General features: G+C 63.9%; 17 protein-coding genes. 8 read left to right on the top strand and 9 right to left on the bottom strand.

Features of this window, described 5'->3' with window-relative positions; all coding sequences use genetic code 11:
- Positions 1 to 42: 42 nt before the first annotated feature.
- Positions 43 to 1131 carry a PhoH family protein gene (locus ACFWAD_RS19700; RefSeq protein WP_003944580.1) on the bottom strand — a complete coding sequence of 363 codons (1089 nt, stop codon included), beginning with the start codon at positions 1129 to 1131 and terminating at the stop codon, positions 43 to 45.
- A 112-nt stretch (positions 1132 to 1243) separates the two neighbouring features.
- Positions 1244 to 1939 (bottom strand): TetR/AcrR family transcriptional regulator, encoded by a 696-nt coding sequence (locus ACFWAD_RS19695; RefSeq protein WP_378546819.1) that lies wholly within the window; start codon positions 1937 to 1939, stop codon positions 1244 to 1246.
- A gap of 128 nt (positions 1940 to 2067) precedes the next feature.
- On the opposite strand from ACFWAD_RS19695, the gene ACFWAD_RS19690 reads away from it, so the two are divergent.
- Positions 2068 to 3672 (top strand): MFS transporter, encoded by a 1605-nt coding sequence (locus ACFWAD_RS19690; protein ID WP_378546816.1) that lies wholly within the window; start codon positions 2068 to 2070, stop codon positions 3670 to 3672.
- Here the strand turns inward: ACFWAD_RS19690 and ACFWAD_RS19685 are convergent.
- From ACFWAD_RS19685 to hrcA, 5 genes are all read right to left on the bottom strand, one after another.
- Positions 3664 to 4440, bottom strand: a complete 777-nt coding sequence (locus ACFWAD_RS19685) for an alpha/beta hydrolase family protein (RefSeq protein ID WP_378546813.1) — start codon at positions 4438 to 4440, stop codon at positions 3664 to 3666. The genes ACFWAD_RS19690 and ACFWAD_RS19685 overlap by 9 nt on opposite strands.
- A gap of 16 nt (positions 4441 to 4456) precedes the next feature.
- Complete coding sequence (locus tag ACFWAD_RS19680) at positions 4457 to 5695, bottom strand: Ig-like domain-containing protein (RefSeq protein ID WP_378546810.1); 1239 nt, start codon at positions 5693 to 5695, stop codon at positions 4457 to 4459.
- Positions 5696 to 5818: 123 nt separating this feature from the next.
- A complete protein-coding gene (locus ACFWAD_RS19675) occupies positions 5819 to 6580 on the bottom strand; it encodes a 16S rRNA (uracil(1498)-N(3))-methyltransferase (RefSeq protein WP_378546807.1) in 762 nt (253 codons plus the stop codon).
- A 2-nt stretch (positions 6581 to 6582) separates the two neighbouring features.
- Positions 6583 to 7734: a molecular chaperone DnaJ gene (gene dnaJ / locus ACFWAD_RS19670; RefSeq protein WP_230813909.1), complete on the bottom strand. Its 1152-nt coding sequence runs from the start codon at positions 7732 to 7734 to the stop codon at positions 6583 to 6585.
- A gap of 80 nt (positions 7735 to 7814) precedes the next feature.
- On the bottom strand, positions 7815 to 8858 hold the full coding sequence (gene hrcA / locus ACFWAD_RS19665) for a heat-inducible transcriptional repressor HrcA (RefSeq protein WP_378546804.1): 1044 nt from the start codon (positions 8856 to 8858) through the stop codon (positions 7815 to 7817).
- A 157-nt stretch (positions 8859 to 9015) separates the two neighbouring features.
- Between hrcA and ACFWAD_RS19660 the strand changes: the two genes are divergently transcribed.
- On the top strand, positions 9016 to 9339 hold the full coding sequence (locus ACFWAD_RS19660) for a type II toxin-antitoxin system VapB family antitoxin (protein ID WP_003944521.1): 324 nt from the start codon (positions 9016 to 9018) through the stop codon (positions 9337 to 9339).
- 3 nt (positions 9340 to 9342) lie between these two features.
- Here ACFWAD_RS19660 and ACFWAD_RS19655 read toward each other — a convergent pair whose 3' ends face one another.
- Complete coding sequence (locus ACFWAD_RS19655) at positions 9343 to 9963, bottom strand: hypothetical protein (protein ID WP_378546801.1); 621 nt, start codon at positions 9961 to 9963, stop codon at positions 9343 to 9345.
- Positions 9964 to 9998: 35 nt separating this feature from the next.
- A complete protein-coding gene (gene hemW, locus ACFWAD_RS19650) occupies positions 9999 to 11225 on the bottom strand; it encodes a radical SAM family heme chaperone HemW (RefSeq protein ID WP_378546796.1) in 1227 nt (408 codons plus the stop codon).
- A gap of 484 nt (positions 11226 to 11709) precedes the next feature.
- Between hemW and ACFWAD_RS19645 the strand changes: the two genes are divergently transcribed.
- The 6 genes from ACFWAD_RS19645 (at position 11710) to ACFWAD_RS19620 (ending at position 17999) form a co-directional block, all read left to right on the top strand.
- A complete protein-coding gene (locus ACFWAD_RS19645; RefSeq protein WP_378546792.1) occupies positions 11710 to 13440 on the top strand; it encodes a nitrite/sulfite reductase in 1731 nt (576 codons plus the stop codon).
- Positions 13437 to 14150, top strand: coding sequence for a phosphoadenylyl-sulfate reductase (locus tag ACFWAD_RS19640; RefSeq protein WP_378447884.1), 714 nt, complete (start codon positions 13437 to 13439; stop codon positions 14148 to 14150). Before ACFWAD_RS19645 ends, ACFWAD_RS19640 begins: the two co-directional genes overlap by 4 nt.
- A complete protein-coding gene (gene cysD / locus ACFWAD_RS19635; RefSeq protein ID WP_007731054.1) occupies positions 14147 to 15082 on the top strand; it encodes a sulfate adenylyltransferase subunit CysD in 936 nt (311 codons plus the stop codon). Before ACFWAD_RS19640 ends, cysD begins: the two co-directional genes overlap by 4 nt.
- Positions 15082 to 16368, top strand: coding sequence for a sulfate adenylyltransferase subunit 1 (locus tag ACFWAD_RS19630; protein WP_020969973.1), 1287 nt, complete (start codon positions 15082 to 15084; stop codon positions 16366 to 16368). The genes cysD and ACFWAD_RS19630 overlap by 1 nt, the downstream gene beginning before the upstream one ends.
- A gap of 4 nt (positions 16369 to 16372) precedes the next feature.
- Positions 16373 to 17128 carry a sirohydrochlorin chelatase gene (locus ACFWAD_RS19625; RefSeq protein ID WP_378546789.1) on the top strand — a complete coding sequence of 252 codons (756 nt, stop codon included), beginning with the start codon at positions 16373 to 16375 and terminating at the stop codon, positions 17126 to 17128.
- Between the two features lie 94 nt (positions 17129 to 17222).
- Positions 17223 to 17999 carry a DUF998 domain-containing protein gene (locus ACFWAD_RS19620; RefSeq protein ID WP_378538141.1) on the top strand — a complete coding sequence of 259 codons (777 nt, stop codon included), beginning with the start codon at positions 17223 to 17225 and terminating at the stop codon, positions 17997 to 17999.
- Positions 18000 to 18036 lie beyond the last annotated feature (37 nt).

Here is an 18036-nt window from a genome sequence, read left to right as displayed (position 1 = left end):
CGCTCTTTCCTGGGAAAAGTAGGGGTTGATGCGTCGCTCAGCCTACCGTCGCGGTGAATGAGCATGTGCAGCGCGGCGCTGCGCACGGTTTCCGACCGCCAACTCGCCGGACCGATCCGATTCGTGACGCTCGTAAGCGTCGACGATGTGGGAGACCAGCCGATGACGTACGACGTCGCTGCTGTCGAGAGTGGCGAAATGAATATCGTCGATCCCGGTGAGGATTTCGGATGCCGCACGCAGACCCGAGCGGGCTCCGCCCGGCAGATCGACCTGGGTCACGTCTCCGGTGACCACGATCTTGGAACCGAACCCGAGACGGGTCAGGAACATCTTCATCTGCTCGGCCGTGGTGTTCTGCGCTTCGTCCAAGATGATGAAGGCGTCGTTGAGCGTCCGGCCACGCATGTAGGCGAGCGGAGCGACCTCGATGACTCCGGCCTGCATCAACTTCGGAATCGCCTCGGGATCCATCATGTCGTGCAATGCGTCGTGCAGCGGGCGCAGGTACGGATCGATCTTCTCGTGCAACGTGCCGGGCAGAAAGCCCAGTCGCTCGCCGGCCTCGACTGCCGGCCTGGTCAAGATGATCCGAGAGACCTGCTTGGCCTGCAACGCCTGAACGGCCTTGGCCATGGCGAGGTAGGTCTTGCCAGTACCGGCCGGGCCGACTCCGAACACGATGGTGTTCTCGTCGATGGCGTCGACGTAGCGTTTCTGGTTCAGAGTCTTCGGCCGAATTGTCTTGCCCCGACGCGAAAGAATGTCGAGGGAGAGGACCTCGGCCGGAGACTCGCCGACCTCGTTGGTGAGCATGCCGATGGTTCGCCGGACAGCATCCGGTGCGATGGGCTGCCCCCGACCGGCCAGCGACGCCAACTCACTGAACACACGTTCTGCCAGCGCCACGTCTGCAGCCGTCCCCGACAAGGAGATGGTTCCGCCCCGTACGTGAATGTCGGCACGAAGCTCACGTTCGATCGCGGTGAGATTCTCGTCCGTCGCCCCCAGGATTTGACGCACGGTCTCCGGCGCCAGATCCATACTCGAACGGACAGTGCGCTCTGCAGGCAGAGCGCGCTCGGTTATGGTGGTTACACGGTTCCCGTCGAGTTCACTGTGTTCACTCACGTGGTGAATATGGCCTGCTTTCTGGTCCGATCAGCCCACTCGACTCGTGAGCCTCGATACTTCGAAGTCTAGCGCCAGAGTCGGACACGGCCCACTTGTTAATCGTCGCGGCTCAATCCTCGGGGCGACCGGACGGCAGCGATTCTCGGATCCATTCCGACGCTTCGGCGACAATCTCGGCACTTCGCTCCGGACTGATACCAGCGATGACCAGGCACACCGCGGCAAAGGATTCACCGGAGTCCGTGATGAGCCCACTGTTGGCCTGATCGAACAAAGTGATCGTGATCGCCTCGGTCATCGCCACCAAAGTCTCGGCCGGCAGGTAGGTCGAGAACGTCCCGTCACGCTGACCGCGCTCGACGACGCTGATACTCACTGCGCGCGCGGGTTCCATCAGATCGAGAATCCGCTGCTCCCCCAACTCTTTGCGAGCAAAGCTGAGCAGCATCCGGAATCGATCGCCGACCGGCCATGACAGCAATGCCAGTACGGCAGTCGCCAGATCCGGTCGCTCGGGCGGCTCACCGGCTTTGCTCAGCGCGGCAACGAGATCGGTCGACGCCTCGTCCACGATGCCGTTGATCAGGGCCTCACGGCTGTCGAAATGCGCGTAGACGGTTCGCCTGACCACACCGGCGGCCTTTGCGACGTCGTCCATGCTCGCATCCGGATCAGCAGCGAACGCCGTGATCGCCGCCTCGATGATGCGATTGCGATTGGCCGCGGCCTGACTACGACGCTGCCGTCCGCCCGATTCGGCAGTTCCCGAAACGACTGTGCCCGAATGCGTCAACGCGCGTTCCACCTCTTTCGACTGCCCAACTGTGATCTAGGTCAATCATAGTTGCACATCGGTGTGCAAGTTATTAACTTACACACCAGTGTGCAAATGGATCGAGGAGTGTCTTCGATCATCAGGAACGGAGTCGCGCCATGACGACACTCATGAGCAAACCTGTCTCGGAGATGGACCACCCGTACTCACGGCGGTGGGCCGCGCTCGGGGTGTTGTGCCTGAGTCTGCTGATCGTCGTGATGGCGAATACCGCGCTGATCGTCGCTGCTCCGGACATGACCAGAGACCTCGGCCTCACCGGCACTCAACTCCAATGGGTCATCGACGGTTACACCGTCCCCTACGCCGCATTGATGCTGCTGTTCGGCGTGATCGGTGACAAGTACAGTCGCCGCGGCGCACTTCTCGCCGGACTCGCCGTGTTCGCCGGCGGCGCCGTCTTCGGCAGCATCGCGGACACCACCAACGCCGTCATCGCGGCACGAATGATCATGGGCGTCGGCGCCGCGATCATCATGCCCGCGACGCTCTCACTTCTGGTCGCAACCTTTCCCAAAGCGGAGCGATCACGCGCCATCGCGGCGTGGGCAGCGACGTCGGGTCTCGCGATCGCGCTCGGCCCGCTGCTGGCTGGATGGATCCTCGACAGCCATTCCTGGAGCATCACTTTCCTGATCAACGTCCCGATCGCCGCAGTCGCTGCCGTCGCCGCGATCTTCCTGGTGCCGCCGAGCAAGGCGGAGCACCTGGGCCGCATCGACTGGATCGGCGGCGCACTCTCGGTGGTCACCATCGGCTCGCTCGTGTACTCGATCATCAACGGATTCCACTTCGGGTGGAGCGGCGGACCCATCGGTGCCGCTGCACTCGCCGCGATCGGCCTCGCCTCGTTCGTGGTCTGGGAACTGCGCCACCCGCAGCCATTGCTCGACGTCCGTAAGCTCGGCCAGCGCATGGTCGGCGGCGCGACGCTCGCTGTACTTCTGTTGTTCCTGGCCGCCTTCGGTGCCATCTACTTCATCTCGCAGCAATTCCAGTTCATCCTCGGATACGGGGCACTCGAAACCGGTGTTCGTCTGCTGCCCTTGGCAATTGCCGTCTCGATCGGCGCAGTGGTCAGTGGCCGAGTCACCCCACTGATCGGCGTCCGAGCGTCCATCGTCGGCGGCATGGTCGTCGCCGCGATCGGCGTTCTGATTCTCACGCAGGTCGACGGCGATTCGGGCTACTGGATGTTCGCAGTCCCACTGATCCTGCTCGGCCTGGGCATCGGCCTCAGTGAACCGCCGGCCACCGACGCCATCATGGACAACTTCTCCGAGGACGATCTCGGCGCTGCGGGTGGCCTTAACGACACCGCCATCGAACTCGGCGGCTCGCTGGGAATCGCGATCCTCGGCTCGATCCTCGCTGCGAGCTACAAGGATTCGATTGCCGGATTCATCAATGGCATGCAGGTTCCGCAGTTGACGGGCGAACTTGCGCAACAGGCCGCGTACGCGATGGAGGTGTCGGGCGAATCCGTCGGCGGCGCTTCGTTGGTCGCCGAAGAGATGGCAGGCAACCCGTTGGCTGCAGCTCAGGCACAGCCGTTGCTCGAGGCGGCCGGCAGTGCCTATGCCGACGCGATTTCGGCGGCCAGTTGGGCGGGCGGGCTTGCCCTGTTCGTGGGCGCAGTTGTCGTCGCGTTCATCCTGCCGGGCAAGAAAGCCACTGTGCAAGAAGGCCCCGCGTCAGTCTGACGTGATCGGAGCCAGCGGGTCTTCGGCGAGAACCAACTCGCGGGAGACCCGCCAGGACTCGGTCGAGGGTGAAAGAAAGGCATCATGTCCTTCGCCCTCGATCACACGCAGCGCCACGGGATCACCAGCCGCTTCGGCAGCTTGTGCATACCGGGAGCTCACCTTGGCCGGCACCTGCAGATCCTGCGCACCCGTGACGCACACAACGGGAACGCCGATCGGCAGTCGATGCTGCGGCGACGCACTGCGATACAGATCCGGGTCGGCGTCGAACGGAACGCCGAACAGATCCTCGATGAAACTGATCCGTCGTCCACGCTCGCCTGCCGACGCCAGATCGAGTGCGGCAGCCTGGGCAACGACCCGTTCGGGTCGGGTGAACGTGTCTTTCTCCCCCGCCAGCCACACGGCGAGATGTCCGCCGGCCGAATGCCCGAGCAGGCGTACCTGATTCAGATCGAATTCGGCCGAAGACTTCGCGGCAACCAGTCCGGGGATCTCGTCGTACGCGGCTTTCACGTCGGCGGACATCTCCGGCCAACGACCGCCCGCCCCGAGACGGCGGTATTCGATGTTCCACACCGCGACGCCGTGCCGCGCGAGTTCGACGGCAAACGCGGTGCCCAGAGTCAATCCGTACTGCCCGCTCCAGAAGCCGCCGTGGATCTGCATGACGATCGGGATCGGGCCGTCAGCGGCTCCGTCGGGAACGTAGAGATGCCCGAACTGCTGCTCGTGTGGACCGTAAGGAATCTTGAATCGAGGCACCGGAGGAAATCTTTTCTCAGGCGAGGGCGCTGCCTGCGGCCCAGTCGGCCCACGAGAGCGTCCAGTCGCCGTTCTGCCAGACCTCCAGCGGAGCGCCGCCGGTGTTCTTGATCTCGACGACGTCTCCTGGCTGCGAGAAATCGAAGAACCATTTGGCATTGGCCGCACTGAGATTGAGGCAACCGTGCGAGGTATCGGTGTTTCCCTGCGCCCAGACGGTGCTCTCCAACTCGTGAAGATAGATGCCGTCGGTGCTGATGCGGGTGGCCCAGTTGATGGATTCCTTGTACCCGAGGCGCGAGTTGATCGGCAGGCCGTAGGTCGACGAATCCATGATCACGGGATTGGCCTTGTCCATGACCGTGTACGTGCCCGGCTGGGTCCAGAACGAGAGCGTCGTGCCGCCGATCGTCTCGGTGCCGCCCATTCCCATCGAGGTCGGCATTTCCTTGATCACCTGACCGTTTTCGTAGACCGTCACCATCTTGGTGTTGTCGTCGGCGACCGAGACGTGGGAGTCACCGATCTTGAAGGACACGGTGTCGTCCTGCTGGCCGTACAGACCGTTGCCCAACTGCTTGCCGTAGATGTTCGCGTTCACCGACACCGTCGTGCCTGGTGCGTAGTAATTCTGCGGACGCCAGTGAACGTTCTGACCGTCGACCCAGTACCACGATCCCTGCACCGGCGGATTGGTGGTGACCACCAGAGACTTCTCGGCCGCGGCCTTGTCACCGATCAACTCGTCGAAATGGACGGCGACGACCGTGCCGACGCCGTACGTGCCACCGTCCGAAATCGAGGCGCCGCCGGTGGTGTTGATGTACGCGCGAGTCTGATTGCTCGGAGCGACCGTCGTCAGCGTCGTGTTCTTGGTCGTGGCAACACCATTCGCGTCGACGGCGTCGACGATCAACTTGTAGGTCTTGCCGTACCCGAGCGGTTCGCTCGGCTTCCAGGACGTCTTGTCCGGGGTCGTGATGCCGGCGACTTCCTTACCTTCGGGATTGGTCAGCGCGACGGTCGTCAGCGTTCCCTTCGCGACCTGGACCTCGATGGGATCGAGCGGACTCACCGGGGTTCCGCCGTCCGCCGGTGTGACGGTGACGAGCGCCTCGCTGGTCGGTGTGGTGGTGACGGCACTGCTGGAGGAACCCGTGTTGTCTCCGGTGGAGACTGTGCACCCCGCGACCAGCATCATCGCCGCCGCGGCACACACCGCTCCAACGATTCGCATATGCGCACGTGACAACATCTGGCCTCCTGAAATCCCCGAACCAACTCACGCCGAAGGCGACCCCCGACGTCCCTACGATAGTGCGCAAATCTGACACTTCGCTGAGCGCCGGATCCGATTCAGCTCGGGATCACAGCAAGATCAGTGCAGTGGTCGCGGTCCCCAGCGATCGGTCAGCACTCCGATTGCTCCCAGAGCAACGGCTCCGGCGGTCGACGTGCGCAGGACCGTCGGGCCGAGAAGCACCGGAGTGGCCCCGGCCTCCGACAACGCACTGATCTCCGAATCGTCCAGTCCACCTTCTGGACCGACAACCAGAAAGACCTCGTCCGCGCTCGCCAGCGGCAAGCCGGCCAATGGCGTCGTCGCCGATTCGTGAAGCACCGCAACCACAGCGCCGCGGGCAACGGCGTCGCGAACCAACGTGATCACCGCCGCCGTCTTGTGCAGCTCCGAAATCTCCGGGACGAATGCGCGCCGAGATTGCTTCGCCGCAGACACGGCGGCACTTCTCCAGCGTGCGACGCCCTTGGCGAGCTTCGGTCCCTCCCACTTGGCCACACACCGCAGGGACTGCCACGGAATCACCGCGTCGATCCCCGCCTCGGTCGCCAGCTCGACGGCCAACTCGGAACGCTCGGCCTTGGGAAGTGCCTGAACAAGTGTCACCAGCGGCTTCGGCTGCTGCAGAACCTGGACGTCACTGACCAACAGTTCCAGGCGATCCTTGCCGACGCTCGTCACCTCGGCATCGGCTACCCGGCCACGACCGTCGGCCAGAACCAAACGCTCGCCGACGCCGATCCGTCGGACGGTGGCCGCGTGGCGACCCTCCTGCCCGTCCAGAACCGCGATTTCACCGACTCCGGGAACCGGGTCGAGAAAGAAGACCGTTGCGGCCACCGTCAGCGGCCGCTGAATGCTTCGCGAAGACGCGAGAACAATCCACCGCTGTTCTGCGAGTTGGTCGAGACAACTTCGGCCTCGTCACGATCGCGGAGCAGCTTGAATTCCTTGAGCAGCTTGGACTGCTTGTGATCGAGACGGCTCGGGATGACCACCTCGAGGTGGGCGTGCACGTCGCCGCGCACTCCCGACCGCAGTTTCGGCATGCCGTGACCGCGAAGAACAGCAACGTGTCCGGGCTGGGTGCCTGGCTCGATGGTGATTTCCTTGGGGCCGTCGATGATGGTGTCGACGGTGACAGTCGTACCGAGCGCTGCGTCGACCATCGGAACGCGGATCGTGCAGTGCAGGTCTTCACCGTCTCGAACGAAGACGTCGTGCTGCTGCTCGACGATCTCGACGTAGAGGTCGCCGGGGTGTCCGCCGCCTGGGCCCACTTCACCCTGCGCGGTCAAACGGATGCGCATGCCACCGGCGACGCCCGCGGGAACCTTCACGGTGATGTCACGCTTGGCCCGAACTCGGCCGTCGCCGCCACACTTGTGGCAGGGATCCGGGATGGTCTCACCGGCACCGCGGCACGTCGGGCAGGGACGCGAGGTCATGACCTGGCCGAGGAACGAACGCTGGATGGACTGAACTTCACCGGCACCGTTGCAGGTCTCGCAGCGCACCGGCTTGGAGTCGCCGTTGGTTCCGGCACCGGTGCAGCTGTCGCACAGGATCGCCGTCTCGACGGTCACGTGCTTGCTGACTCCCGTCGCACATTCTGCGAGGGTGAGCTTGGTGCGAAGCAACGAGTCGGCTCCGGGCTGAACGCGACCGCGCGGGCCACGTCCTGCGCCGCCACCGCCGCCGAAGAATGCTTCGAAGACGTCGCCGAGGCCACCGCCACCGAATCCGCCGCCGAAACCGCCACCTCCGCCGCCACCGGACTCGAGGGGGTCTCCGCCGAGATCGACGATGCGACGCTTCTCCGGGTCGGTCAGGACCTCGTAGGCCGTCGAGATCTCCTTGAACTTGGCCTGCGCCGCCTCGTCAGGGTTGACGTCCGGGTGCAGTTCGCGTGCCAGCTTGCGGTAAGCGCGCTTGAGCTCCTGGTCTGTCGCGTTCTTGTCGACGCCGAGCAATCCGTAGTAATCCCGTGCCACGTTGAGTCTCTCGTCCTTCTCTTACTTCTAGGTTTTCCTCAGTCCTCGCGAGGAGGTGTGTCGACGAATGTCGACGCCCGTCATCGCTCGGAGAGAACTTCGCCGATGTATCTGGCAACGGCGGCAACCGATGCAATTGTTCCCGGATAGTCCATCCGAGTGGGTCCGAGCACACCGACACCACCGAAAACGGTACCGGCCGCGCCGTAGCCAGTCGAAATCACGGAGGCTCCGCGCATCTGCTCGACCTGCGTCTCTTCACCGATCTGAACGGTGACCGTGCCGGAATTCTGCGTCGCAGCGAGCAGTTTCAGGACCACTACCTGCTCTTCCAGTGCCTCGAGCACTGCGCGCAGCGATCCGGGAAAGCCGGCCAGACCGGAGAAATCGGCGGCGTTGCGCGTGAGGTTGGAGGTTCCGCCCAAGACAAGGCGATCTTCCGGATGCTCGACCAGGGTCTCGACCAGAACGGTTGCCGACCGGATCACGGCGTCGCGCAGGTCGGCCGGAGATTCGTCGGCCAGTTCCGCCACGGCAATCGACGCGGCGGCCAGGCGCTTGCCTTCCAGTGCTCCGCCGAGAAGCGTGCGCAACCGGGACAAATCCTCGTCTTCGAGAACGTCCCCGAGTTCGACGATTCGTTGATCGACGCGACCGGAATCGGTGATGAGAACGAGGAGCAGACGCGCGGGCGTCAGCGCGACCACCTCGAGGTGGCGAACCGACGAAGCGGACAGCGACGGGTACTGGACAACCGCGACCTGACGGGTCAGTTGCGCGAGCAGTCGCACACCTCGACGCAGGACGTCGTCGAGGTCGACGCCTGATTCCAAGAACTCCAGGATCGCTCGACGCTCCGGCCCGGACATGGGCTTCACGTCGGCGATGCGATCGACGAACTCGCGGTATCCCTTGTCGGTGGGGACGCGCCCGGAACTGGTGTGAGGTTGGGCGATGTAGCCCTCGGCCTCGAGGAATGCCATGTCGTTGCGCACAGTGGCGCTCGACACTCCGAGGTTGTGACGCTCGACCAGTGCCTTGGACCCCACCGGGTCCTGGGTGGAGACGTAATCGGCCACGATTGCACGTAAGACCTCGAAACGCCTGTCGTCGGTACTCGACATCGTTGCCACCTCCGTTTCCTGAACAGAACGAACACCGACATTTACACATCGGTTCCCACTGGCAGTCTAATCGCCCGAGCGCCAGAGACGGCTGTTGCCCTTACTGTGGAGTGAGATCGGTGAACGGCCGATCGCACAACCACGGACAAGGCGGCACATGATCTTCAAAGGCGTGATGGACGGCAAACCGTATCCCGATCACGGACTGTCTCTACGCGACTGGTCGAAGTTCCCTCCACGTCAGGTTCGACTCGACGAGATCGTGACCACCACGAAGGTCCTCGAACTCGATCGCCTGCTGTCCGAGGACTCGACCTTCTACGGCGATCTGTTCCCTCACGCAGTGCAGTGGCGCGGCACGCTCTACCTCGAGGACGGCCTGCACCGAGCGGTTCGCTCCGCCCTGCGAAACCGCGTCGTACTGCACGCGCGTGTCTTCGACTTCGACGCAATGCCCGGTGTCATCGAGGGCGTCCGCTGACGCTCAGGCGATAGTCACGAGCAACGCAGGAGTCGTTTGCCCCGGCCAGGTTCCAGTGAGCGTTTCCGAGTCCGAGACTCGATCTGCGTCGATCACCCTCGCAACAGTCAGTTCCAGGCCTCCCGCGCTGATGATCGTGTCGGTGCCGACTGTCGAGCAGGTCACCGATTCGACGACCGGTATCGACGCCCCGGCCTTACCACTGCCCGTGACGTGAGCGGTCACCGGAATGTGATCGCCCGAATCCGCGAAGACCAATTCGACCCCGGTACCGCCGGTGAGAATCGCGGTCGCCAACGCGGTCACGTAAACCGGATCACAGCACGCGTCGTACACCCACCTCTCGCCCAGCACCGAATGATCCATGGTTGCGATCAGTGCGGCGTCCGCCCCGGCCAGCGGAGCACCACGGTAGGTGAGCGGGACCTGAAGAATTCGACCGTCTGCCGAGCGGAGCAGGTGCGTCTCGATTCCGACCTCACCGTCCGGGTCGTCGAAACGATAGGCGTCGACGCGTTCGAGCGTCGAACAGTCGACGGAGCCGAGCCACGGCTGCGTGGGTACCCACGCTCGGAGCAAGTCGTTCTTGGACGGATTCAACTGCGCACGATGAATGATGGCCACCACGGCCACATTACGCGGCGAAGGATGGTGGCGCGTCAGGTCAGGATCGTGCGAATCACCGCATCGGCGAGCAGGCGACCACGGTCGGTCAGAACCACGTGATCTTTCTCGATCACGGCCAACCCGTCGACGACCACCTGTTCGGCCGAAACCCGTTCGGATGCAGACAGTTCCGAGAGCGGAAGCCCGGTACGCAAGCGTGCGGTCAACATGACGCGCTCCATGTGTTCGTCCTCGGCCGTCAGTTCTTCACTGCCGCCGACGGGAAGTTCACCGAGCGCCAACTGTTCCGCATAGCGCGCCGGGTGCTTGACGTTCCACCACCGCACTCCACCGACGTGACTGTGCGCGCCCGGTCCGGCACCCCACCAGTCACCGCCGTCCCAGTACCCGAGGTTGTGTCGGCAACGGGTGTCACCGGAGTCCGCGGTTTCCGCTTTTGCCCAATTGGAGACCTCATACCAGTGCAAACCCGCTTCGGCCAGGCGTGAATCGATTCGTTCGTATCGTGAGGCCAGCACGTCGTCGTCCGGGGCCGGCAACTCGCCGCGCCTGACCTTGCGAGCCATCGCGGTGCCGTCCTCGACGATCAGCGCGTAGGCCGAGACGTGGTCGACGTCGGCGGAGAGAACCGCATCGAGTGAGGCGTCGAGATCCTGGTCGCGCTCCCCCGGCGTTCCGTAGATCAAATCCAAGTTCACATGCGAAAAACCAGCTGCGCGAGCTTCTTTCGCGGCAGCGACGGCGCGGCCAGGAGTGTGCGTGCGGTCGAGGATCTTCAGAACGTGCTGAGCCGCGGACTGCATGCCGAGGGAAATCCGAGTGAATCCGGCACTACGGAGAGCACCGAAGAATTCCGGCGAGGTCGATTCGGGGTTCGATTCCGTGGTCACCTCCGCGCCCGATGCCAAGCCGAAACTGCTGCGCACCGCCGACAGCACGTCGGACAGTCCGTCGCCGCCGAGCAGCGACGGCGTTCCGCCACCAACGAACACCGTCTCCGCCGCCGGGGCGCCCGTCATCTCGGCTGCGAGATCGAGTTCGCGCCGCAGACCTTCCAACCACGACTGCGGCGACGCCGAGGTTCCGAGTTCACCGGCCGTGTAGGTGTTGAAATCGCAGTACCCACACCTGGTGGCACAAAACGGGACGTGGATGTAGATCCCGAACGGCCGTTTCCCGACACCCTCGAGCGATCGCGCGGGCAAGGCGAAGGGTGTCGCCTCGCTCTGTCGAGTGGGAGTCGTGCTGGTGGCATTCACGACTCCAGTGTCCCAGCATCCGGAATGCACACCTATTCAGCCTGCAATGCAGGTCGGCACGTGGCTTGAACTCGATATTTCCCCCATTTTTCGTGGAAATATGTCCCCGAGTCGGAATTATCGAGTTGACGTGGCACAATGGTCCGCATGACCGGACTCGGAGTGCGACTTGTGGCGCGTCGCCATGTCGACTTCAAGCGTGTGTGCAGCTCGTCGTGTCTGCACCTGTGTAGCTGTTGATCCTTCACTGATCCTCCAGCCTTTCCCGCTCATCTCCATCTGCTTCACCGAAACAGCTCTTCCAGAGACGGCTTCTCCAGCTGTTCGTTTTCGTGAGCACACCTGCCGGCCGCGAGCTTTCCGAGACCGAGGACAGCCCCCTCGATTTCCGACACGGACCGGTGCGTCCCGATCAGACACCGCCACAGTTCATCGATAGTGCGTGCCGCGTGCCGATCAACCGCCCAGATCCAGGAGTTCATCGATGACGTCGACCACCGACGCCGCCACACCCGCCGATTCGGCAGCACCCACCGAAGCCCGGCCCGCCCGCGCCGCACGTCCTGCCAAGCGTCGGGCCGAAGGTCAGTGGGCCCTCGGCTACCGCGAACCGCTCAACGCCAACGAGCAGGCCAAGAAGGACGACAACCCGCTCAACGTTCGGGCCCGCATCGAGAACATCTACTCCAAGCAGGGTTTCGACAGCATCGACAAGGGTGATCTGCGCGGCCGCTTCCGCTGGTGGGGTCTCTACACCCAGCGCGAGGAAGGCTACGACGGCACGTTCACCGGCGACGAGAACATCGATCTGCTCGAGGCCAAGTACTTCATGATGCGTGTGCGTTGCGACGCCGGCGCGCTGAACGTCGAGCAGCTGCGCACCATCGCCGGTATCTCGAAGGAATTCGGCCGGAACACCGCCGACCTGTCGGACCGCGAGAACGTTCAGTTCCACTGGATCGAAGTCGAGAACGTCCCGGAGATCTGGAAGCGCCTCGAAGCCGTCGGACTCAAGACCACCGAGGCATGTGGTGACTGCCCGCGCGTCGTCCTCGGTTCTCCCCTGGCCGGCGAATCGCTCGACGAGGTCCTCGATCCCACTCCGGCGATCGACGAGATCGTGCGCCGCTACATCGGTGATCCCAAGTACTCCAACCTGCCGCGCAAGTTCAAGACCGCCATCTCCGGTCAGCAGGATGTTGTTCACGAGATCAACGACATCGCTTTCATCGGCGTGAACCACCCCGAGCACGGCCCCGGCCTCGACCTCTGGGTCGGCGGCGGCCTGTCCACCAACCCGATGCTGGCGCAGCGCGTCGGCGCCTGGATCCCGCTCGACGAGGTTCCCGACGTCTGGGAGGGCGTCGTCTCGATCTTCCGTGACTACGGCTACCGCCGTCTGCGCGCGAAGGCCAGGCTCAAGTTCCTCGTCAAGGACTGGGGCATCGAAAAGTTCCGCGAGGTTCTCGAGACCGAGTACCTGAAGCGTCCGCTCATCGACGGCCCGGCGCCGGAGAAGCCCAAGCGCCCGATCGATCACGTCGGCATCCAGAAGACTCGCAACGGCCACAACGCAGTCGGTTTCGCTCCGATCGCCGGCCGCGTCTCGGGAGACATCCTGGCTCAGGTCGCCGACGCTGCCGAGAAGGCCGGCAGCGACCGGATCCGCTTCACGCCGTACCAGAAGCTGATCATCCTCGACGTCGCCGACGAGACCCTCGAGCCGCTCATCGCCGATCTCGACGCACTGGGCCTTCCCGCCCGTCCGTCGCACTGGCGCAAGAACCTGATGGCCTGCTCCGGCATCGAGTTCTGCAAGCTCTCGTTCGCCGAGACACGCAAGCGTTCGCAGGTGCTCGTGCCCGAACTAGAACAGCGTCTCGCCGATATCAACAGCCAGCTCGACGTGCCGATCACCATCAACATCAACGGTTGCCCCAACTCCTGCGCTCGCTCGCAGATCGCCGACATCGGCTTCAAGGGCCAGCTCGTCGACGACGGTGAGGGGAATCAAGTCGAGGGTTTCCAGGTTCACCTGGGAGGCAGCCTCGGATTCGACAGCGCCTTCGGACGCAAGCTGCGCCAGCACAAGGTCACCAGCGTCGAGATGGGTGACTACATCGACCGCGTCGTACGTCAGTTCGTGAAGAACCGCAACGAAGGTGAGCGGTTCGCCGAATGGGCAGTGCGCGCAGACGAAGGAGATTTGCGATGACAGTGGACATTTCGCGAGCAACTGCCGACGAGCTTCGGTCCATCGCCGAGCGCGGTGCCGTAGAACTCGACGGGGCCAACGCACAGGAACTGTTGCAGTGGACCGAGGACACGTTCGGCGACTCCTACATTGTTGCGTCGAACATGCAGGACGGGGTGCTGGTTCACCTTGCTGCGCAGGTTCATCCAGGCGTCGACGTACTCTTCCTCGACACCGGCTACCACTTCCCCGAAACCATCGGCACGCGTGACGCGGTCGAGCAGGTGTACGGCGTCAACGTCATCAACGCTCGTGCGCTGGCAAGCGTCGCCGAGCAGGATGTCGCCGAGGGTAAGGACCTGTTCGCCCGTGATCCCAACCGCTGCTGCGCTTTGCGCAAGGTCGCACCGCTGAAGCAGACATTGTCCGGGTACAGCGCATGGGTGACCGGCATCCGCCGGGTCGAGGCCCCCACCCGCGCCAATGCTCCCCTGATCTCCTTCGACGATGCCTTCGGCCTCGTGAAGATCAACCCGATCGCTCCGTGGTCGGACGAGGAGATGCAGAACTACATCGACACCCATTCCATCCTCGTCAATCCTCTTGTCGACGAGGGATATCCGTCCATCGGCTGCGCACCCTGCACCAGCAAGCCAGCCCCCGGCAGCGATCCGCGTAGCGGTCGTTGGGCCGGTGCCTCCAAGACAGAATGCGGGTTGCACGCATCATGACAGTTGACTTGACACCTTCACGTCCTCAGCTCGACGGCACACAGTTCGACACTCTCGACGCCCTCGAGTCCGAAGCGATCCACATCTTCCGAGAGGTGGCCGGCGAATTCGAACGCCCGGTCATCCTCTTCTCGGGCGGTAAGGACTCCACGGTGCTGCTGCACCTGGCGATCAAGGCCTTCTGGCCTGCGCCGTTGCCGTTCACCCTGCTGCACGTCGACACCGGCCACAACCTGCAGGAAGTCCTCGACTTCCGCGACCACGTGGTGGCGAAGTACAACCTGCGCCTGCACGTGGCGAGCGTCGAGGAGTACATCGCGGACGGCCGCCTCACCGAGCGCCCCGACGGTATCCGCAACCCGCTGCAGACCGTGCCGTTGCTGGACGCGATCTCCGAGAACCGCTTCGACGCCGTATTCGGTGGCGCTCGCCGCGACGAGGAGCGGGCCCGCGCCAAGGAGCGGATCTTCTCGCTGCGCAACGCTTTCGGTCAGTGGGACCCCAAGAAGCAGCGCCCGGAACTGTGGAACCTGTACAACGGTCGCCACTCCCCCGGCGAGCAGGTGCGAGTCTTCCCGCTCAGCAACTTCACCGAGCTGGACATCTGGCGTTACATCGCCCGCGACAACGTCGAACTCGCCAGCATCTACTACGCCCACCAGCGTCCGGTGTACCAGCGCGACGGCATGTGGATGACGCCCGGCGTCTGGGGTGGACCGGCTGACGGCGAAGAGCTGCAGACCCTTTCGGTGCGTTACCGCACCGTCGGTGACGGTTCGACCACCGGCGCAGTCCTCTCCGATGCGGCTGACAACGAGGCCATCCTGGCCGAGGTTGCGGCATCACGTTTGACCGAGCGCGGCGCGACCCGTGGCGACGACCGAGTTTCCGAAGCGGCCATGGAAGACCGCAAGCGAGAGGGCTACTTCTGATGAGCGATCTGCTCAGACTGGCAACTGCCGGCAGCGTCGACGACGGAAAGTCCACCCTCGTGGGCCGTCTGTTGTACGACACCAAATCCGTTCTCGCCGACCAGATCGACGCCGTCACCCGCGCGTCGGTGGACCGCGGTCTCGACACCCCCGACCTCTCGCTGCTGGTGGACGGTCTTCGCGCCGAGCGCGAGCAGGGCATCACCATCGACGTGGCGTACCGCTACTTCGCGACCCCCAAGCGCACGTTCGTGTTGGCCGATACACCGGGCCACGTGCAGTACACCCGCAACACCGTCTCCGGTGCCTCGACGGCGCAGCTCGTGATCTTGCTGGTCGATGCCCGCAAGGGTGTCATCGCGCAGACACGTAGGCACGCAGCGGTTCTCGCGCTCCTCGGTGTTCCGAAGCTGGTTCTCGCCGTGAACAAGATCGACCTCGTCGAGAACCCCGAAGAGGTTTTCACCTCGATCTCCGCCGAGTTCAACGAACTCACCAGCTCGCTGGGCTGGGCAAGCGAAGATGTCGTGGAGATCCCGGTGTCTGCCCTGCACGGAGACAACGTCGCGATCCGCTCGGACAAGACCCCGTACTACACCGGTCCCACGCTTATCGAGCACCTCGAGTCGATTCCGGTCGACGCCGAGCCGCATCGCGTCGGCCTGCGTTTCCCGGTGCAGTACGTGATCCGTCCCCGCACCGCCGAGTTCCTCGACTACCGCGGCTACGCCGGTCAGGTTGCCGCCGGTTCCGTCGTGCCCGGCGACGAAGTGGTGATCCTGCCCTCGGGTACGCGCACCACCGTCACTCGTATCGACACGGCCGACGGCGAACTGGACGTCGCCCACGCGGGACGCAGCGTCACGTTGATCTTGGCCGACGACGTCGACGTCTCACGCGGCGACACCATCGCCTCACCGTCGGATGCACCCGAGCCGATCGGCGAATTCGACGCCACGGTCTGCTGGCTGGCCGAGAAGTCGCTGCGGCCCGGTGCACGTCTGCTGCTCAAGCACGGCACGCGTACGACGCAGGCCATCGTGGGCAGCTTGGTGGAGCGCTTCAACGAGCAGGACCTGACCACGGATCAGGGCCCGGACACTCTCGAGCTCAACGAGATCGGGAAGATCTCGATCCGGGTAGCCGAGCCGATCGTGGCTGACGACTACGCCGTCAACCGCCACACGGGCAGCTTCCTGCTGATCGATCCCGCGGGTGGAAACACTCTCGCAGCCGGCCTGGTCGGCGACGTCATCTCCGCCGTCGAATTGGGCGAGCGCGTCTAAGTCGATGGTTCCGCTCATTGCTGTTGCGCACGGCAGCCGCGACCCCCGTTCTGCTCGGGTGATCGCGGCTGCTGTGGCAGCTCTTCGTGAAGCCCGGCCAGACCTCGATGTCCGGCTGGCGTTTCTCGACCTCAATGCACCGTCCGTCGATCAGGCCCTGGACGGAGTTGCACACGACGGCCACACTCACGCCGTTGTTGTTCCGATGCTGCTGGGCAAGGCCTTCCATGCTCGGGTAGATCTGCCCGGGCTCTTGGCCGCTGCCGCGACACGCCACCCCCAGCTGACCGTGTTCCAAGCAGACGTACTGGGTCGTGATGCTCGGCTGATCGAAGCAGTGCGCGAGCGAATTCTCGAAGCGGGTGCCCGGCGGGACGATCCGTCGGTCGGTGTCGCACTTGCGGCGGTCGGCTCGTCCGACGCGCGCGCCAATGCCGCGACCGCAGAATTGGCGTCCACTCTCCTCGGCGGAACCAACTGGTCGGGCGTTCGAATCTGTTTCGCGACATCCGCGGAACCGACAGTTGCCCAGGCGATCTCCGCACTCGAGCAGGACGGCGCCGAACGTGTTGTCATCGCACCGTGGTTCTTGGCTCCCGGCCTACTGACCGATCGACTGAGCGCTGCCGCCGCGACGGCATGTCCGCGCGCGCGTTTCGCCGACACGATCGGTGGGCATTCTCTACTGATCGAAACGATGATCGACCGTTACCGACAAGTCGCTGATGCACTACCCGACCGTCTGGTCCGCTCCGCCTGATCCGGTTTCACAGGCCGTTATCAGATTGTTACCGTAGTGTTGGATCTGTCCAGCTCGCGAAGGTTCCTCCTTCGCCTGCGAAACAGATCTTTGGGTGCAATCCCCTCAGAGCGCCGCGAGAGGGAACACCATCACTCACAATCTTCGCCTCGGCACAGCTGGCATCGCATGGGTCCTGTCGGTGCTCTACCTGCTTGTCGAAATCTTCACGGCCGGCGCCTGGAAGACGCCGTACAGCTTCGCGCGCGACTCCATCAGTTCGCTCGGTGTGACGACATGCAGTGTGGATTCGTGTTCGCCGATGCACGATGTCATGAACGCAGCTTTCATGATCCTCGGTGCGCTCACCATCCTCGGTGCGGCCTTGCTGCACAAGTACATTCCGGACGGTCGTGCGAAGAAGTGGATTCTCGGACTTGCCGTCGTCGTTGCACTGAGCACCGCGGCCACCGGCCTCTTCCCGGCCAACGACGGGACCTTCGTTCACTGGACTGCCGTGCTCCCCGGCTTCGTCGCCCGGCACGCAGTTCTCGTACTCATGGCCATATCTTTCTGGCAGCATCGTAGGTGGATCGCAGTGTGGTCGGGACTGTGCGCGGCCACCGGAATCGTCGGCGCCGTACTGCTTCTCGGACGAACCCTCACCTTCGGCCTGGGTGAACGCCTGACGCTGTACCCGCTGCCCATGTGGATGGCGGTCACCGGCGTCGCAGCCCTGCTCGCATTGATGCGCCGAACCGTGTTGAAGAACGTGGAACTGACACTGCCCGGTAACGGATTCATCACCGCTCTGTTGTCGTTGCGCCCGCGCCGATCTCGCGCAGCAGTGCCCACCGACGTTCTCGCACCACGGGAGCTGACCAGTTTGTAGCGAACCGGGGGTGAGCAGGGACACACTGGTAAGGAGG

The organism is Rhodococcus sp. NPDC059969, from assembly GCF_042738325.1.
Taxonomy (GTDB): Bacteria; Actinomycetota; Actinomycetes; order Mycobacteriales; family Mycobacteriaceae; genus Rhodococcus_F.
The sequence above is the reverse complement of the archived record's forward strand: the minus strand, read 5'-3'. Positions and strand labels throughout refer to the sequence as shown.

What these genes read in the sequence shown, in the direction of transcription:
- ACFWAD_RS19690 (WP_378546816.1), top strand. Translation starts at nt 2,068, where the DNA reads ATGACGACACTCATGAGCAAACCTGTCTCGGAGATGGACCACCCGTAC.
- ACFWAD_RS19680 (WP_378546810.1), bottom strand. Translation starts at nt 5,695, where the DNA reads ATGTTGTCACGTGCGCATATGCGAATCGTTGGAGCGGTGTGTGCCGCG.
- hrcA (WP_378546804.1), bottom strand. Translation starts at nt 8,858, where the DNA reads ATGTCGAGTACCGACGACAGGCGTTTCGAGGTCTTACGTGCAATCGTG.
- ACFWAD_RS19660 (WP_003944521.1), top strand. Translation starts at nt 9,016, where the DNA reads ATGATCTTCAAAGGCGTGATGGACGGCAAACCGTATCCCGATCACGGA.
- ACFWAD_RS19645 (WP_378546792.1), top strand. Translation starts at nt 11,710, where the DNA reads ATGACGTCGACCACCGACGCCGCCACACCCGCCGATTCGGCAGCACCC.
- ACFWAD_RS19640 (WP_378447884.1), top strand. Translation starts at nt 13,437, where the DNA reads ATGACAGTGGACATTTCGCGAGCAACTGCCGACGAGCTTCGGTCCATC.
- cysD (WP_007731054.1), top strand. Translation starts at nt 14,147, where the DNA reads ATGACAGTTGACTTGACACCTTCACGTCCTCAGCTCGACGGCACACAG.
- ACFWAD_RS19630 (WP_020969973.1), top strand. Translation starts at nt 15,082, where the DNA reads ATGAGCGATCTGCTCAGACTGGCAACTGCCGGCAGCGTCGACGACGGA.
- ACFWAD_RS19625 (WP_378546789.1), top strand. Translation starts at nt 16,373, where the DNA reads ATGGTTCCGCTCATTGCTGTTGCGCACGGCAGCCGCGACCCCCGTTCT.